General features: G+C 71.3%; 14 protein-coding genes. 3 read left to right on the top strand and 11 right to left on the bottom strand.

Annotated elements, in window-relative coordinates:
• Positions 1-31: 31 nt before the first annotated feature.
• Positions 32-1,078: an MFS transporter gene (locus tag OG776_RS10740; RefSeq protein ID WP_329323689.1), complete on the bottom strand. Its 1,047-nt coding sequence runs from the start codon at positions 1,076-1,078 to the stop codon at positions 32-34.
• Between the two features lie 266 nt (positions 1,079-1,344).
• Positions 1,345-1,923: a TetR/AcrR family transcriptional regulator gene (locus OG776_RS10735; RefSeq protein WP_148007376.1), complete on the bottom strand. Its 579-nt coding sequence runs from the start codon at positions 1,921-1,923 to the stop codon at positions 1,345-1,347.
• Between the two features lie 86 nt (positions 1,924-2,009).
• Between OG776_RS10735 and OG776_RS10730 the strand changes: the two genes are divergently transcribed.
• Both OG776_RS10730 and OG776_RS10725 read left to right on the top strand, forming a co-directional pair.
• Positions 2,010-2,450, top strand: a complete 441-nt coding sequence (locus OG776_RS10730; protein WP_329320294.1) for a PPOX class F420-dependent oxidoreductase — start codon at positions 2,010-2,012, stop codon at positions 2,448-2,450.
• A 649-nt stretch (positions 2,451-3,099) separates the two neighbouring features.
• The gene (locus OG776_RS10725) at positions 3,100-4,062 is read left to right on the top strand and encodes a hypothetical protein (RefSeq protein ID WP_148007378.1); all 963 of its coding nucleotides are present in this window, start codon (positions 3,100-3,102) and stop codon (positions 4,060-4,062) included.
• A gap of 153 nt (positions 4,063-4,215) precedes the next feature.
• On the opposite strand, the gene OG776_RS10720 is transcribed toward OG776_RS10725, so the two are convergent.
• The 8 genes from OG776_RS10720 to tkt form a co-directional block, all read right to left on the bottom strand.
• Complete coding sequence (locus tag OG776_RS10720) at positions 4,216-4,671, bottom strand: tellurite resistance TerB family protein (RefSeq protein WP_148007379.1); 456 nt, start codon at positions 4,669-4,671, stop codon at positions 4,216-4,218.
• A gap of 79 nt (positions 4,672-4,750) precedes the next feature.
• A complete protein-coding gene (locus OG776_RS10715; RefSeq protein WP_148007380.1) occupies positions 4,751-5,362 on the bottom strand; it encodes a histidine phosphatase family protein in 612 nt (203 codons plus the stop codon).
• Positions 5,363-5,371: 9 nt separating this feature from the next.
• Complete coding sequence (gnd, locus tag OG776_RS10710) at positions 5,372-6,250, bottom strand: phosphogluconate dehydrogenase (NAD(+)-dependent, decarboxylating) (RefSeq protein ID WP_329323688.1); 879 nt, start codon at positions 6,248-6,250, stop codon at positions 5,372-5,374.
• Positions 6,251-6,264: 14 nt separating this feature from the next.
• The gene (gene pgi / locus OG776_RS10705; RefSeq protein ID WP_329320290.1) at positions 6,265-7,914 is read right to left on the bottom strand and encodes a glucose-6-phosphate isomerase; all 1,650 of its coding nucleotides are present in this window, start codon (positions 7,912-7,914) and stop codon (positions 6,265-6,267) included.
• Positions 7,907-8,842, bottom strand: coding sequence for a glucose-6-phosphate dehydrogenase assembly protein OpcA (gene opcA, locus OG776_RS10700; RefSeq protein WP_148013406.1), 936 nt, complete (start codon positions 8,840-8,842; stop codon positions 7,907-7,909). Before opcA ends, pgi begins: the two co-directional genes overlap by 8 nt.
• Positions 8,839-10,500, bottom strand: a complete 1,662-nt coding sequence (gene zwf / locus OG776_RS10695; protein ID WP_148013405.1) for a glucose-6-phosphate dehydrogenase — start codon at positions 10,498-10,500, stop codon at positions 8,839-8,841. Before zwf ends, opcA begins: the two co-directional genes overlap by 4 nt.
• Positions 10,497-11,642, bottom strand: coding sequence for a transaldolase (tal, locus tag OG776_RS10690; RefSeq protein WP_148013404.1), 1,146 nt, complete (start codon positions 11,640-11,642; stop codon positions 10,497-10,499). Before tal ends, zwf begins: the two co-directional genes overlap by 4 nt.
• 19 nt (positions 11,643-11,661) lie before the next feature.
• Positions 11,662-13,761 carry a transketolase gene (gene tkt / locus OG776_RS10685; protein WP_148013403.1) on the bottom strand — a complete coding sequence of 700 codons (2,100 nt, stop codon included), beginning with the start codon at positions 13,759-13,761 and terminating at the stop codon, positions 11,662-11,664.
• A gap of 146 nt (positions 13,762-13,907) precedes the next feature.
• Here tkt and OG776_RS10680 point away from each other — a divergent pair, with 146 nt between their 5' ends.
• Positions 13,908-14,816 (top strand): helix-turn-helix domain-containing protein, encoded by a 909-nt coding sequence (locus OG776_RS10680; RefSeq protein ID WP_148013402.1) that lies wholly within the window; start codon positions 13,908-13,910, stop codon positions 14,814-14,816.
• A gap of 67 nt (positions 14,817-14,883) precedes the next feature.
• Here the strand turns inward: OG776_RS10680 and OG776_RS10675 are convergent, their stop codons facing one another.
• The gene (locus OG776_RS10675; protein WP_329320284.1) at positions 14,884-16,281 is read right to left on the bottom strand and encodes a glycoside hydrolase family 16 protein; all 1,398 of its coding nucleotides are present in this window, start codon (positions 16,279-16,281) and stop codon (positions 14,884-14,886) included.
• Positions 16,282-16,302: the final 21 nt, after the last annotated feature.

Genomic DNA, 16,302 nt, shown 5'->3' with positions numbered 1-16,302 from the left:
GCACTGCGGCTCATGGACCGCCGTCTCGTGTTCATCGTCCCGTACGGAGTTCCCGCGACCGCCGCGGGGCAGGCCGGCCCGCGGGTCGGCGGCCCTCACGTCCCGGCAGCCACAGGGTGAGGGGCATCGCGGCGACGGCCACGGTTGCCAGGAACGTGAGAGCGGGACCCGTCCTGACATCGCCCGAGAGGGGCATCAGTACGGCCGCCGCGGCAACTCCCAGTGTGGGCCTCACATTCATGGCCGTCTGCTGGAGACCGCCCGCGACCCCCGCCGACTCCGCGCGCACGTGCCGCACCACGACCGTCGCCGCGGCGAAACCGGCGCTCAGCAGGAGGAAACCGGTCCCGAGGGACACCGCCGTGGACTCCCGGCCGGTCCGCGACAGCAGCAGGACCCCCGTCGCGAGGACGCAGAGCGCGGCCGGAGTCGTCCGGCGAGCCCCGAAGCGGCGCATGAGGAGGGCCGCCGCGGGCGCGCCGAGCACCATCGCGACGGCCGCGGGCAGGGCCCGCAGGCCGGTCTCCAGCGGATCGAGGCCCAGCACCTCCTGGAGGAGGCAACTGCGCGCGAACACCGCGCCGGACATCGCCGCGGAGGCCGCCACCAGAATGCCCAGGGCCGCGCCGACGGTCGCGGAACCCAGCACCCCGGGCGGCAGCAGCGGGTTCGCGGTACGGCGTTCGTCGCGCACGAACACGGCCGCCGCGAACACCGCCACCACCAGCCCCGCTGTGCTCCCGGCCGTCCAGCCGGTCCCCGGGACCCCGACCGGTGTGCGGACCAGACAGGCCAGGGCCACCGCGAGCAGGCAGGCCCCGGGCAGGTCGAGGCGGGCCGCGGGAGCGGGGGAGCGCGCCGGTTCCCGGACGGCGAATGCCGACCCGCCGAGGGCCGGCGCGGGCACGACGTCGAGGAAGAAGACGGCCCGCCGGCCGAACGGGCCGACCAGCGCCCCGCCGAGGACCGGACCGGCGGCGGCCGCGAGTCCGATGGCACTGGTCCGCAGGGCGATGGGCCGGCCGATCCGGTCGGGTGGGTAGACGGCGCGCAGCATGCCGAGCGTGGCGGGTTGCAGCAGCGCGCCGAATACTCCCTGGGCGACCCGTAGTCCGATGACCCAGTCGATGCCGGGGGTCCCTCGTACGGGTCCAGTGGACCAGCACCGGCTATCTCATCGCGGTGGCGGGTCTGTTGGTGTTCGCCGGGCGGCTCGGGCGCCGAAGTCCCGTCGCAGGGTGGGCTGCGCGACCGTCAGAACGGTGCCGTCCAGGGCGACGATCACGGCCGCGACCACGCTGCTCGTGAGCGTGAGGCGGCGGCCGACCGCCGGGCCGGGCCGTCTCACGCCTCCTCCGGTCCGAGGTGCGCCTCCAGCGCGGCCCGCAGCAGGGGTACGAAGTCCGCCGTGCCGGTGCCGAGTTGGAGGCTGCCCCAGCTCCACAGCTGGGCGATGCCGTGCAGGTTCGCCCACAGGGCCCCCGCGGTGAACCGCGCCTCGGTCCCGGGCCTCGCCCGGCCGACGAGATCGACCAGCAGCCCGAACAGCGGCAGGCTCGTCTCCCGCAGCCCCAGCCGCCCGCTCTCCAGCAGGTCGTGACGGAACATCAGTTCGTACATGCCGCGGCGGGACATGGCGAAGTCCAGGTAGACCCGTCCGAGAGCGGTGAGCTGCGCGCGGGGGCTCGCGCCGCCGTCGCCGACCGCCTCGGTCACCCGGGCCCCGAGGTCGGCGAAGCCCCTCCGTGCGATGGCCGACAGCAGTTCCAGATGGGTCGGGAAGTAGCGGCGCGGCGCCCCGTGCGAGACCCCCGCCCTCCGGGCGATCTCCCGCAGGGTCAGCGCCTGTGCCCCCTCCTCGCCCACCAGAGCGACGCCGGCATCGACCAGTCGGGCCTTGAGTCCGGTCTCCCGTTCGTCCATGGACATGGTCTACCAGCCGGGCGTAGACAGTGTCTACCACTCGGCGGCCGGGGAATGACGATCCGCTCCGGAGGGTTGATCCCGGTATGACTGAGGACGCGACACAGGACGCACTGCTCAAGCTGCTCTCCGAGTACAAGGGCGGGGTGCTCACCACCCTCAAGAGGGACGGCCGCCCCCAGCTCTCGAACGTGGTCCATGCCTACAGTCCCGACGAGAGGGTGGTCCGGGTCTCCCTCACGGACGACCGCGCCAAGACCCGGAACCTGCGCCGGGACCCACGCGCGTCGTACCATGTGACCAGCGACGACCGCTGGGCCTACACGGTCGCCGAAGGCGCCGCCGAGCTCACGCCGGTGGCCGCGGACCCGCACGACGAGACCGTCGAGGAGCTTGTCCGGCTCTACCGGGACCTGATGGGCGAGCACCCCGACTGGGACGACTACCGCGCCGCGATGGTCCGCGACCGGCGGCTCGTGCTGCGCCTGCACGTGGAGCGCGCCTACGGCGTGCCCCGCGCACACTGACCGCGCCGTCCGACCGGTGGCGGGCTGCGGGGCCCGCCTGTGTCTGCCGGTGTCCGCCGCACGAGGATCGGCGGGAGCTCCGCGCATCCCGGCCGCCCCTGAATCCGGCCGGGGTGCGCGGAGCGGCTCCGTGCGGCCGCGCCGTCGCGCGCCGCCTCCGCCGTGATGACGGCCGTGGTCCCGCGCTCGGTCCCGGCCCGATGTTCTTGCCGTCCGACACCGGCTGTCAACCGGGGCCAGGGGCGGTGTTCACCAAGGAACACCCAAGTCCACGGTGGCGACGGCGAGTCGGGGACCCGGGCGACGGGGGGCGGCGGGGAGGTGTTCTCGGCCCCGCCGCCGCGCCGGCCCGGTTCGCGGGGCAGGTCACGGCCCCTCGGTCTCCTGCCCAGCGGATGTTACCGACGAGTTGACATTGAAACGCCAAACACCACCGCTATCATCACACCACCTGCGGAACACCTCCTGCGGAGCCATCGACGGCCGACAACAGCGGCCGTCGGACAACCGAAGCAGCGCATCCATGAACGACGACAGGGGCAGAGGGCTCTTCCAACCGGAGCCCTGGGTTCGTCCGACACGGTGGTGACGGCGGTCGAGCGGTCCTTTCTCCACAAAGGTCTCCCCACCGACTTCTGAGAGAGCCCGCATGGCGAGAGACCGCTTCACTCCCGATTTCGACCCCGACGGCGGAGACACGCTCCTCAGCTCCGCGCGCCAGGACATCGCCGTCGGCCGCTGGCAGAGCCTGCGCGACCTGTTGCGGGCCACCGGCCCCGCGTGGCCCGTGCGCGGCCACCGTATGCGGGTACTGGCGGCGGCCTGTGTGGACAACTCCTCGGTGGAGTCCTGGCTGGCCGCCGAACCCCGGGGCGGCGACGCCCTGGTGCTGCGGGCGGCGACCGAGGTGGCCCGGGCCTTCCACCTCGCCGGCCCGGCGGGCGGGGGCGCCCCGGTCGAACGGCGTCGCGTCGACCAGGCCGTGATGGCCTGCCTCCAGGGCGCCGAGGCCTACCCGGACGACCCCACGCCCTGGATCTGTCTCATCTCCGTCGCCCGGCTCTATCCCACGGGAGTGCGCCGCCAGGAACTCGGGCGCTGGTGGGACGAGTTGCACGCCCGTGATCCGTACAGCGTGGACGGGCACCTGCAGGTGCTGCGGTACTACTCGGCGCGCTGGCACGGGTCGCACGACCTCATGTACGACTTCGCGCGGGACGCGGCGGCCGTCGCCCCGGCGGGCTCCGCGCTGCCGGTGCTGCTGCAGGTCGCGCGCGTGGCGGAGTACCGCGCCGTACGGGAGGAGGCGAGCGGACGGCGGGACACACCCGACGGGTTCGACCGGCACTGGAACCACGACGAGGCCGTCGGTGACGTACGGCGGAGCTGGCAGCGCTGGCTCACCGCACGCGCCGAGGGGCCGCCCGCGCCCGACGAGGTGCGGCACTTCAACTACCTGGCGCACGCCGCCTGTTACGCCGGTCTGCCGGAACTGGCGGGCCCGCTCTTCCGGATGGTGGGGCCGCGCGCCAGCCGTTCGCCCTGGTCCTGCACCGGCGATCCGGAGAAGGAGTTCGTGAGGTGGCGCAAGCGGTCGTCGCGCGGCACCTGAGCCGTTCACGCGCCGCCGGGGCCGCCGCCCGGACCGGGTGACGGGTGGCGGGAGTGCGGGCGCCGCCGCGCCCCGGCCAGGACGGCGGGTCCCGGCCAGGACGCCGGTCCCGGCCCACGTCGGGCGACGCGACCAGAACCCGGCGGCTGGCTCCTACAGGTCGAACTCGTGCGGCGGCAGGTCGAGCGTGAAGCACGCCTCCCTGACCACGGCCTGCTCGGTCTTGTCGAAGTCGCCGTCGGCGCCGCCGATCACGATGCCGATCTGGATGACGGCACGCGCCTCGGCGGGCTTCTTCTTGGCCTTGGCGACCTCCTGGAGGACGCTGACCTTGCCGAAGGCGAAGTCGGCGGTCAGCTTGTTCAGGTTGTCGTCGAAGCGGCGGCGCAGGTCGTCGGCGTCGAAGTTCTGCAACACCTCGTTCGTGGCGATGAGCTGGGCGACGCGCTGCCGCTCGGACGGATCGACCGACCCGTCGGCCGCGGCGACGAGCGCGCACATCGCCATGCTCGCGTCGCGGAAGGCCCCGCTCTTGAGATCGTTCTTCTTCGCCACGAGCTGGGTCTGCATCGTCGACGCGGATTCCTTGACGCGGTCCCACAGAGCCATGAGAACTCCATACGTTGGGAGAGGTCCGGTCCGCCCGCGGGCGGACCGGACCTCCTCGTTTTCTACAGCACCGTAGAAACTAGCGGACCGGCGCAGAAGTTCCGGTGGCGTTCCACTCGGCGATCACCGGGTGCCCGTGTTCGGTGGACAGCCGGCTGACGGTTCCCGTCGAGAGCTGGAAGAGGCGTCCGGCGTCCGGCGCGAGGCCGAGCCGACGGGCCGTCAGCACCCGGAGGAAATGCGCGTGGGCCACCAGGACCACGTCACCGGGGTGGTCCTGGAGCGCCGCGTCCACGCGGGACAGGACCCGGTCGGCGCGCTCGCCCACCTCCCGCGGAGATTCGCCGGGGTGACCGTCCGGGCCGGGCGGCACCCCGTCCTCCCACAGGACCCAGTCGGGCCGGGTCCGGTGGATGGCGCGGGTGGTGATCCCCTCGTAGCCCCCGTAGTCCCACTCGTGCAGCTCGTCGTCGGTCACCAGCCCTGTCAGGCCCGCGAGTTCCGCGGTACGGACCGCCCGGTCGAGGGGACTGGTGAACACCTGCGCGAAGGACCGCCCGGCGAGGAACGGCGCGAGGGACTTGGCCTGTTCCTCGCCGTGGCCGGTGAGCGGCAGATCGGTCCAGCTGGTGTGCCGGCCCGACAGGGTCCACTCGGTCTCGCCGTGGCGGACGAGTATGAGGTCGCCCATGGCCCGGCCCTACTCCGCGGACTCGACGGCGTGGCCGCCGAACTGGTTGCGGAGTGCGGCGATCATCTTCATCTGCGGGGAGTCGTCCTGGCGGGAGGCGAATCGGGCGAAGAGGGAGGCGGTGATCGCGGGGAGGGGTACGGCGTTGTCGATGGCGGCCTCGACGGTCCAGCGGCCTTCGCCGGAGTCGTCGGCGTAGCCGCGGAGTTTGTCGAGGTGTTCGTCGTCGTCGAGGGCGTTGACGGCGAGGTCGAGGAGCCAGGAGCGGATGACGGTGCCTTCCTGCCAGGAGCGGAAGACCTCGCGGACGTCGGTGACGGAGTGGACCTTCTCCAGGAGTTCCCAGCCCTCGGCGTAGGCCTGCATCATGGCGTACTCGATGCCGTTGTGGACCATCTTGGAGAAGTGGCCGGCGCCGACCTTGCCGGCGTGGACGAAGCCGGAGTCGCCTTCGGGCTTGAGGGCGTCGAAGACGGGCTGGACGCGGGCGACGTTCTCGGCGTCGCCGCCGACCATGAGGGCGTAGCCGTTCTGCAGGCCCCAGACGCCGCCGGAGACGCCGGCGTCGACGAAGCCGATGCCCTTGGCGGCGAGTTCGTCGGCGTGCTTCTCGTCGTCGGTCCAGCGGGAGTTGCCGCCGTCGACGACGGTGTCGCCGGGTTCGAGGAGGTCGCCGAGTTGGTCGATGGTGGACTGGGTGGCGGCGCCGGCCGGGACCATCACCCACACCACGCGGGGGGCTTCGAGCGCGCCCACGAGTTCTTCGAGGCTGTGGACATCGGCGAGTTCCGGGTTGCGGTCGTATCCGATGACGGTGTGGCCTGCGCGGCGGATCCGCTCGCGCATGTTGCCGCCCATCTTGCCGAGGCCGATGAGACCCAGTTGCATCGCGGTCATGTCGTTCACTTCTTCCGGAGAGTGCGGTACGCGGCCACGAGGGCGGCGGTGGAGGGGTCGAGGCCGGGGACGGGGGTGCCGTCGGTGAGGGCGGGTTCGATGCGTTTGGCGAGGACCTTGCCGAGTTCGACGCCCCACTGGTCGAAGGAGTCGATGTCCCAGACCGCGCCCTGGACGAACACCTTGTGCTCGTACAGCGCGATGAGCTGGCCCAGGACCGAGGGAGTCAGCTCCCGGGCCAGGATCGTGGTCGTGGGGTGGTCGCCCCGGAACGTCTTGTGCGCGACGAGTTCCTCGGGCACCCCCTCCGCACGGACCTCCTCCGGCGTCTTGCCGAACGCCAGCGCCTGGGTCTGCGCGAAGAAGTTCGCCATCAGCAGGTCGTGCTGCGCGGCCAGCCCCTCCTCCAGCTCCCCGACCGGGTTCGCGAACCCGATGAAGTCCGCCGGGATCAGCTTCGTGCCCTGATGGATCAACTGGTAGTACGCGTGCTGCCCGTTCGTCCCCGGCGTGCCCCACACCACCGGACCCGTCTGCCAGCCCACCGGCTCACCCCGCCGGTCCACCGACTTCCCGTTCGACTCCATGTCCAACTGCTGCAGATACGCCGTGAACCGGCTCAGATAATGCGAGTACGGCAGCACCGCGTGCGACTGCGCGTCATGGAAGTTCCCGTACCAGATCCCCAGCAGCCCCATCAGCAACGGCGCGTTCGCCTCCGCCGGAGCCGAACGGAAATGCTCGTCGACCAGCCGGAACCCCTCCAGCATCTCCCCGAAACGCTCCGGACCGATCGCGATCATCAACGACAGACCGATCGCCGAATCGAACGAGTACCGGCCCCCCACCCAGTCCCAGAACTCGAACATGTTGTCCGTGTCGATCCCGAAGTCCGACACCTTCCCCGCGTTCGTCGACAACGCCACGAAATGCCGCGCCACCGCCTCCGGACCCGCCTTCAGCCCCGACAGCAGCCACGCCCGCGCCGACGTCGCGTTCGTGATCGTCTCGATCGTCGTGAACGTCTTCGACGCCACGATGAACAGCGTCTCCGCCGGATCCAGATCCCGCACCGCCTCGTGCAGATCCGCCCCGTCCACGTTCGACACGAACCGCACCACCAGACCACGGTCGGTGAACGCCCGCAACGCGTCGTACGCCATCGCCGGCCCCAGATCGGACCCGCCGATCCCGACGTTCACCACATTCCTGATCCGCCGCCCGGTATGACCCGTCCACTCACCCGAACGCACCCGCTCGGCGAACCCCGCCATCCGCTCCAGCACCGCATGCACCCCGGGGACCACATCCTCCCCGTCGACCTCCACCACCGCACCCCGCGCCGCACGCAACGCGGTGTGCAACACCGCACGCCCCTCGGTCGAATTGATCTTCTCACCACGGAACATCGCGTCCCGCAACCCGAACACGTCCGTCGCGACCGCGAGTTCCTGGAGCAGGGCGAGGGTCTCGTCCGTGATCAGGTGCTTGGAGTAGTCGATGAGCAGGTCACCGACCCGCACGACATACCGTTCGGCGCGGTCGGGGTCGGCGGCGAACAGGTCCCGCAGCCCCGTGTGGAGCATGCCGTCCGCGCGGTGGTCCTCAAGGGCCACCCACTCCGGACGTCGTGTGAGCTTGGGGGTGTCAGGCATGACGGGAGGTCTCCTTGGTGCCCTCGCCCCGCAGGGCGACGGCGTACATCTCGTCGGCGTCGAGCCGGCGCAGTTCCTCGGCGATCAGTTCGGACGTGCTGCGCACCTTCAGGGCGAGGGTGCGCGGGGGCTGTCCGGGCAGGGTCAGGGTGGCCAGCGGTCCCTCGGGGCGGTCGATGACGATCTCGCCGCCCGCCGTGCCGAGCCGTACGGCGGTGACCACCGGACCGGCGGTGACGACGCGTTCGACCGGGACGCCGAGCCGGGCGCCCAGCCAGCGGGCCAGCAGTTCGGCGCTCGGGTTGTCGGCCTCGCTCTCGACGGCGGCCGAGGTCACCTTCGTACGGGCCTGGTCGAGCGCGGCGGCCAGCATCGAGCGCCACGGGGTCAGCCGTGTCCAGGCCAGGTCGGTGTCGCCCGGCGCGTACGAGGAAGCCCGGGACTCCAGGGCCACGAGCGGGGCCTCGACGGCGTACATGTCGGTGATGCGGCGCTGCGCGAGAGCACCCAGCGGGTCCTTGGCGGGCACGTCGGGCGCGTCCACCGGCCACCAGACGACGACGGGCGCGTCGGGCAGCAGCAGGGGCAGCACGACGGAGTCGGCGTGGTCGGACACCTCGCCGTAGGTCCGCAGGACCACCGTCTCACCGGTGCCGGCGTCGGCGCCCACCCGGATCTCGGCGTCGAGGTGCGAGTTGGTGCGGTCGCGCGGGGAGCGGGCGTGCCGCTTGATGACGACCAGGGTGCGCGAGGGGTGTTCGCGCGATGCCTCCTCGGCGGCCTTGATCGAGTCGTAGGCGTTCTCCTCGTCGGTGACGATGACCATGGTCAGGACCATGCCCACCGCGGGAGTGCCGATGGCCCGGCGTCCCTGTACGAGCGCCTTGTTGATCTTGCTTGCCGTGGTGTCGGTCAGGTCGATCTTCATGGCCTGCGCCAGCTCCGTCCGTCTCGTGCGAGCATCTCGTCGGCTTCCTTCGGACCCCAGCTGCCCGAGGGGTACTGCGCGGGCTTGCCGTGCGTCTCCCAGTGCTCCTCGATGGGGTCGAGGATCTTCCAGGACTCTTCCACCTCCTGATGACGGGGGAAGAGATTGGCGTCGCCGAGCAGGACATCCAGGATCAGCCGTTCGTACGCCTCCGGGCTGGACTCGGTGAACGACTCGCCGTAGGCGAAGTCCATCGAGACGTCCCGGATCTCCATGGAGGTACCCGGCACCTTCGAACCGAAGCGGACCGTCATGCCCTCGTCGGGCTGGACACGGATGACGATCGCGTTCTGGCCCAGCTCCTCGGTGGCCGTCGAGTCGAAGGGGGAGTGCGGGGCGCGCTGGAAGACCACCGCGATCTCGGTGACCCGCCGGCCCAGACGCTTGCCGGTCCGGAGGTAGAAGGGGACGCCCGCCCAGCGGCGGTTGTCGATCTCCACCTTGACGGCCGCGTAGGTGTCGGTCTTCGACGCGGGGTCGATGCCGTCCTCCTGCAGATAGCCGCGTACCCGCTCGCCGCCCTGCCAGGCCGCCGCGTACTGCCCGCGCACCGTGTGCTCGCCCAGGTTCTCCGGGAGCCTGACCGACTTCAGGACCTTCAGCTTCTCCGTCAGCAGCGACTCGACGTCGAAGGCGATGGGCTCCTCCATCGCGGTGAGCGCCATCAGCTGGAGGAGGTGGTTCTGGATGACGTCACGGGCCGAGCCGATGCCGTCGTAGTAGCCGGCCCGGCCGCCGATGCCGATGTCCTCGGCCATGGTGATCTGTACGTGGTCGACGTACGACCGGTTCCAGATCGGCTCGTACATCTGATTGGCGAAGCGCAGCGCCAGGATGTTCTGGACGGTCTCCTTGCCGAGGTAGTGGTCGATCCGGAACACCTGCTCCGGGTCGAACACCTCGTGCACGATCGCGTTCAGCTCCCGCGCGCTGGCCAGGTCGTGGCCGAACGGCTTCTCGATGATCGCGCGCCGCCAGGAGCCCTCCGGGGCGTCCGCCAGCCCGTGCTTCTTCAGCTGCTGGACCACCTTGGGGAAGAACTTCGGCGGGACCGACAGATAGAAGGCGTAGTTGCCGCTGGTGCCCCGGGAGGCGTCCAGCTCCTGCACGGCCTCGCGCAGCTGCTTGAACGCGGTGTCGTCGTCGAAGTCGCCCGGGATGAACCGCATGCCCTCGGCGAGCTGCTGCCAGACCTCCTCACGGAACTCCGTCCGCGCGTGCTCACGCACCGAGTCGTGGACGACCTGGGCGAAGTCCTGGTCCTCCCACTCGCGCCGGGCGAACCCGAGGAGCGAGAAACCCGGCGGCAGCAGACCCCGGTTGGCGAGGTCGTACACGGCCGGCATCAGCTTCTTGCGGGACAGGTCGCCGGTGACACCGAAGATGACGAGACCGGACGGGCCCGCGATCCGCGGCAGCCGGCGGTCGCGCGGGTCGCGCAGCGGGTTGTCCCAGTCGTCGGGGTCCGCCGGGGCCGCCGGGCCGGGCCCGGGCGCGGCCTTCACAGCACCCGGTTCCACGGCCTGGTCACCGGATCCCTCCGGCGTGGCGGACGCATCCTGCGGGGCACCGTCGGGAAGCGCTTCATTCCTGGTCATTCCCCCTGTACTCCCTTCCCGCTCAGCGAGACCTGCACCGCGTCGAGCAGATCGCCCCACGCGGCCTCGAACTTGGAGACGCCCTCGTCCTCCAGCTGCTTGACGACCTCGTCGTACGAGATCCCGAGCCGCTCCACGGCGGCGAGGTCGGCGCGCGCCTGGGCGTAGCCGCCGGTCACCGCGTCGCCGTGGATGTCGCCGTGGTCGGCGGTGGCGTCGAGCGTCGCCTCCGGCATGGTGTTGACCGTGCCCGGCGCGACCAGCTCGTCGACGTAGAGCGTGTCCTTGTAGGCCGGGTCCTTGACGCCGGTCGAGGCCCACAGGGGCCGCTGCCTGTTGGCGCCCGCCGTGGCGAGGGCCGTCCAGCGGTCCGCGCCGAAGACGTCCTCGTAGGCCTCGTAGGCGAGCCGCGCGTTGGCCAGCGCGGCCCGGCCCTTGAGGGCCAGCGCCTCGTCGGTGCCGACCTTCGCCAGCCGCTTGTCGATCTCGCTGTCGACGCGGGAGACGAAGAAGGAGGCGACGGAGTGGACGCCGGCGAGGTCGACGCCGGCGGCCCGGGCCTTCTCCAGTCCGGCCAGGTAGGCGTCCATCACCGCGCGGTAGCGCTCCAGCGAGAAGATCAGCGTGACGTTGACGCTGATGCCGAGGCCGATGACCTCGGTGATCGCGGGGAGGCCCGCCTCGGTCGCCGGGATCTTGATCATCACGTTCGGGCGGTCCACCAGCCAGGCCAGCTGCTTGGCCTCGGCGACCGTCGCCACGGTGTGGTGGGCCAGGCGCGGGTCGACCTCGATCGAGACCCGGCCGTCGCGGCCGCCGGTCGCGTCGTACACCGGGCGCAGGATGTCGGCGGCGGCGCGGACGTCGGCCGTGGTCATCATCCGGACGGCCTCGTCGACCGTCACCCCGCGCACGGCGAGCTCGGCCAGCTGCTCCTCGTAGCCCGCTCCGGAGCCGATGGCGGCCTGGAAGATGGACGGGTTGGTGGTGACACCGACCACGTGCCTGGTCGCGACGAGTTCGGCGAGGTTGCCGGACGCGATGCGTTTGCGGGAGAGGTCGTCCAGCCAGATGGACACGCCTTCGTCGGAGAGGCGCTTGAGGGTAACCGCGGTCGCGGCTGCTTCGGTCACAGTGATCATCTTCCTTGGTGCGATCGGATCAACCGCGGGCGGCGGCGAGGGATTCCCGCGCGGCGGCGGCGACGTTCTCGGCGGTGAAGCCGAACTCGGCGAACAGGGTCTTGGCGTCGGCGGAGGCACCGAAGTGCTCCAGGGAGACAATGCGTCCGTGGTCACCGACGTACCGGTACCAGGTCAGGCCGATGCCCGCCTCGACCGCCACGCGGGCCTTCACGGACGGCGGAAGCACGCTCTGCCGGTACTCGGCGGGCTGCTCCTCGAACCACTCGACGGACGGCATCGACACCACCCGGGTGCCGACCCCCTCGGCCTCCAGCAGCTCGCGCGCCTCCACCGCGAGGTGCACCTCGGAGCCGGTGGCCACCAGCACCACGTCCGGCGTCCCGGTGGACGCCTCACGCAGCACGTAACCACCCTTCGCGGCCTCGGCGTTGACCTCGTAGACGGGTACGCCCTGACGGGTGAGGGCGAGGCCGTGCGGTGCCGGGTTCGTGGCGTGCCGGCGGAGGATCTCCGCCCAGGCGACCGTCGTCTCGTTGGCGTCGGCCGGGCGCACGACGTTCAGGCCGGGGATGGCGCGCAGCGAGGCGAGGTGCTCGACCGGCTGGTGGGTGGGACCGTCCTCGCCCAGCCCGATGGAGTCGTGGGTCCAGACGTAGGTGACGGGCAGCTGCATCAGCGCGGACAGCCGGACGGCGTTGCGCATGTAGTCGGAGAAGACGAGGAAGGTGCCGCCGTAGATGCGGGTGTTGCCGTGCAGCGCGATGCCGTTCATCTCCGCGGCCATCGAGTGCTCACGGATGCCGAAGTGGACGGTGCGGCCGTACGGGTCGGCCTCCGGCAGCGGGTTGCCCTCCGGCAGGAAGGAGGAGGTCTTGTCGATGGTGGTGTTGTTCGAGCCCGCGAGGTCGGCCGAGCCGCCCCACAGCTCGGGGAGCACACCGCCGAGCGCCTGCAGGACCTTGCCCGAGGCGGCACGGGTCGCGACGGAGGTACCGGGCTCGAACACCGGCAGCGCGGTCTCCCAGCCCTCGGGCAGCTGGCCGGCGACGACGCGGTCGAAGAGCTTCGCGCGCTCGGGCTGTGCGGCGCGCCACTCGGCGATCCGCTTGTCCCAGGCGGCGTGCTCCTCGGCACCCCGGTCGAGGGCGGTCCGCGCGTGCGCGAGCACGTCGGCGTCGACCTGGAAGGTCTGCTCGGGGTCGAAGCCCAGCACCCGCTTGGTGGCGGCGATCTCGTCGGCGCCGAGCGCGGAGCCGTGGGAGGCCTCGGTGTTCTGCGCGTTCGGGGCCGGCCAGGCGATGATCGTGCGCATCGCGATGATCGAGGGGCGCCCGGTCTCGGCCTGCGCGGCCCGCAGGGCCGTGTGCAGGGCGCGCACGTCGACGTCCCCGTCCGCGGTGGGCTCGATCCGCTGCACGTGCCAGCCGTACGCCTCGTAGCGCCCGAGGACGTCCTCGGAGAAGGCGGTCGCGGTGTCGCCCTCGATGGAGATGTGGTTGTCGTCGTAGAGGAAGACGAGGTTGCCGAGCTTCTGGTGGCCCGCGAGCGAGGAGGCCTCGGCGGAGATGCCCTCCTCCAGGTCGCCGTCCGAGACGATCGCCCAGATCGTGTGGTCGAAGGGGGACTCGCCCCGGGGGGTCTCCGGGTCGAACAGGCCGCGCTCGTAGCGGGCGGCCATGGCCATGCCCACCGCGTTCGCGACACCCTGGCCGAGCGGGCCGGTGGTCGTCTCGACGCCCGCGGTGTGCCCGTACTCGGGGTGGCCCGGCGTCTTCGAGCCGTGCGTGCGGAACGCCTTCAGGTCGTCGAGGCTCAGCTCGTAGCCGGACAGGAAGAGCTGGGTGTAAAGGGTCAGCGAGGTGTGACCGGGGGAGAGGACGAAGCGGTCGCGGCCGGTCCACTCCGGGTCGGCGGGGTCGTGCCGCATCACCTTCTGAAAGATCGTGTACGCGGCCGGAGCGAGGCTCATCGCCGTGCCCGGGTGGCCGTTCCCGACCTGCTGCACGGCGTCCGCCGCCAGGAGACGGGCGGTGTCGACGGCACGCCGGTCGAGTTCGGTCCACTCGAGTCCGTCGGGGGAGCGGTCCGGTGTCTGGGGGCTCTGCTGCGTGCTCATCTTCAAGAAGTCCTCATGGGAAGCGTCTCAACTGCTCGGACGCGTTCAAACTTAAAAGTCTGACTTTTGCCGGGAAAGGTGCCCCTGTGTCAGCCTTCGGTGAAAGTGGGACACGCAGTGCCGCACCGAGCCGACGCGAGAAGGACATGGCAGACAGAACCACCCAAGGCGGTGCCGGGGGCGAGGAGCCCCAGGACGGGATCAAGACCTTCCCCTTCCCCGCCGACCTGAGCCTCTCCGGCGTCGGCATGCAGATCGGCGCGATGGGGGAGGGGCGCACCTGGCACGTGGACGCGCCGCTGGAGCGCGTCCACCGCATCGACTTCCACGTCGTGATGCTGTTCCACGAGGGACCGGTCCGGCACATGATCGACTTCGCCGAGTACGAGGTGGGCGCGGGCGACATCCTGTGGATCCGCCCCGGCCAGGTGCACCGCTTCTCCCGCACCGACCGCTACCGCGGCACCGTCCTGAGCATGCAGCCCGGCTTCCTGCCGCGGGCGACCGTCGAGGCGACCGGCCTCTACCGCTACGACCTGCCCCCGTCGCTGCATCCCGACCCCGAGCAGCTCGCCGCCCTGGAACACGCGCTGGCGCAGCTGGAGCGCGAGTACGTCGACACGGCCACCCTGCCGCTGAGCCTGCACACCGCCGTCCTGCGGCACTCCCTCACCGCGTTCCTGCTGCGCCTGTCGCACCTCGCGGCCAGCTCCGCGGAGGCCGACCGGGAGCGGGCCGACACCACCTTCACCCGCTTCCGGGACGCGGTGGAGAAGGACTTCGCCACCAACCACAGCGTCAGCGCGTACGCCGACACCCTGGGCTACTCCCGGCGCACCCTGGTGCGCGCGGTGCGTGCCGCCACCGGGCACACCCCGAAGGGCTTCATCGACAACCGGGTGGTCCTGGAGGCCAAGCGGCTGCTGGCGCACACCGAGATGCCCATCGGGCGTATCGGGGTCGCCGTGGGCTTCCCGGACTCGGCGAACTTCTCGAAGTTCTTCCACCAGCACACGGGGACGACTCCGGTGGCGTTCCGGGCGGAGCTGAGCTGACCGAGGGGGCGGACCGCGCGGCCCGCCCCCTCGTCGTCCGTGCACCGTGCGGTGCCCGTGTCACCCGTCAGTGGCCGAAGTCGAACCAGTTGACGTTGACGAAGTCGGCGCCCTGGCCGCTGGTGAAGGTCAGGTAGACGTCGTGGGTGCCGGTGACGCCGGTGATGTTGGCCGGGACCGTCCGCCAGCTCTGCCAGCCCCCGGTGTTGCCCACCGCGAAGCTGCCGACGGGCGTGCTGGTACGGCTGTCGAGGCGGACCTCGACCAGACCGCTGACGCCGCTCGCCGCGCCGCTCGCGACCCGGGCGTAGAACTGCCCGGCCGCCGAGGAGCCGAAGTTGACGCCCTTGTAGAGCGCCCAGTCGCCGTTCGCCACCGAGCCGATGTCCTGGCCGCCGCCGGTGTCGGTGGTGGTTTCCGCGACGGTGCCGGACTGGCTGTCGTACGACTCGGCCTGGATGGCGCTGTACGCGTCCCGGTTGCCGGTCGGCGGCGGTGTGGTACCGCTCCCATTGGCCTGCAGCACCTGGACGTAGTCCACCACCAGCGGGTGGCCCGGCACCGTACCCGCGTCGGGGCCGCCGCCGAACGCGCCCGGGAAGCCGCCGCCCATCGCCACGTTCAGGATGATGAAGTAGCCGTGGTTCGTGGCGTTCGCCCAGGTCGTCGCGTCCACCTGGTTCGCCCGCACCGTGTGGAAGTTGACGCCGTCGAGGTAGAAGCGGATCTCCTCGGGGCTCGTGGACCTGTCCCACTCCATCGCGTACGTGTGGAAGCCGGCCTGGCACGTGGTGCCGGCGCAGGGGGTGTTGCCGCCGATGCCGCTCGTCTCGTTGCAGGGGCCGCCCGGGTTGGTGCCGCAGTGCATCGTGGCCCACTCGGTGTTGAGGCCCTGGACGTTCTCCATGATGTCGAGCTCGCCGACGCCCGGCCAGTTCTGGTAGTTGCCGCGGTAGGGCGCGCCGAGCGCCCAGAAGGCGGGCCAGTAGCCCTTGGCGGCGGCGCCGGTCACGTTCGGCATCTGGAGCCGTGACTCGACGCGCAGTTTGCCGCCGGCCGGTGGCCGGAAGTCGGTGCGGGTGGTCTCGATACGGCCCGAGGTCCAGTTGCCCGAGGCGTCCCGACGCGGGGTGATCAGCAGGTTGCCGTTGCCGTCCAGGGCGACGTTGTTGGTGCTGGAGGTCATCGTCTCGACCTCGCCGGTCCCCCAGTTGGCGGCGCCACCCGGATAGCTGGTCCCGGTGTCGTACTGCCAGTTGGAGGTGTTGACGCCGGTTCCGGCCGCTCCGTCGAAGTCGTCGAGGAAGACCTGGGACCAGCCGGAGGGGGGAGTGGGCGCGGACGCGTTCGCGGGGAGGGTGGCGGCCGCGGCGGCGGCCGCCACCAGGCTCAGGGTGCCGAGGACGGCCACGACGGTGCGCCGCAGGGGACCGCGTCTTACGAGGGTGCCGGAGGGTTCACGCATGGGTGCCTCTCAGGTACGGGG

The sequence above is a fragment of the Streptomyces sp. NBC_01689 genome (assembly GCF_036250675.1).
Lineage (GTDB): Bacteria > Actinomycetota > Actinomycetes > Streptomycetales > Streptomycetaceae > Streptomyces.
The sequence above is the reverse complement of the archived record's forward strand: the minus strand, read 5'-3'. Positions and strand labels throughout refer to the sequence as shown.

What these genes read in the sequence shown, in the direction of transcription:
- tkt (WP_148013403.1), bottom strand. Translation starts at nt 13,761, where the DNA reads ATGAGCACGCAGCAGAGCCCCCAGACACCGGACCGCTCCCCCGACGGA.
- gnd (WP_329323688.1), bottom strand. Translation starts at nt 6,250, where the DNA reads ATGCAACTGGGTCTCATCGGCCTCGGCAAGATGGGCGGCAACATGCGC.
- OG776_RS10720 (WP_148007379.1), bottom strand. Translation starts at nt 4,671, where the DNA reads ATGGCTCTGTGGGACCGCGTCAAGGAATCCGCGTCGACGATGCAGACC.
- OG776_RS10730 (WP_329320294.1), top strand. Translation starts at nt 2,010, where the DNA reads ATGACTGAGGACGCGACACAGGACGCACTGCTCAAGCTGCTCTCCGAG.
- OG776_RS10715 (WP_148007380.1), bottom strand. Translation starts at nt 5,362, where the DNA reads ATGGGCGACCTCATACTCGTCCGCCACGGCGAGACCGAGTGGACCCTG.
- zwf (WP_148013405.1), bottom strand. Translation starts at nt 10,500, where the DNA reads ATGACCAGGAATGAAGCGCTTCCCGACGGTGCCCCGCAGGATGCGTCC.
- OG776_RS10675 (WP_329320284.1), bottom strand. Translation starts at nt 16,281, where the DNA reads ATGCGTGAACCCTCCGGCACCCTCGTAAGACGCGGTCCCCTGCGGCGC.
- OG776_RS10735 (WP_148007376.1), bottom strand. Translation starts at nt 1,923, where the DNA reads ATGGACGAACGGGAGACCGGACTCAAGGCCCGACTGGTCGATGCCGGC.
- pgi (WP_329320290.1), bottom strand. Translation starts at nt 7,914, where the DNA reads ATGCCTGACACCCCCAAGCTCACACGACGTCCGGAGTGGGTGGCCCTT.
- tal (WP_148013404.1), bottom strand. Translation starts at nt 11,642, where the DNA reads ATGATCACTGTGACCGAAGCAGCCGCGACCGCGGTTACCCTCAAGCGC.
- OG776_RS10680 (WP_148013402.1), top strand. Translation starts at nt 13,908, where the DNA reads ATGGCAGACAGAACCACCCAAGGCGGTGCCGGGGGCGAGGAGCCCCAG.
- opcA (WP_148013406.1), bottom strand. Translation starts at nt 8,842, where the DNA reads ATGAAGATCGACCTGACCGACACCACGGCAAGCAAGATCAACAAGGCG.
- OG776_RS10725 (WP_148007378.1), top strand. Translation starts at nt 3,100, where the DNA reads ATGGCGAGAGACCGCTTCACTCCCGATTTCGACCCCGACGGCGGAGAC.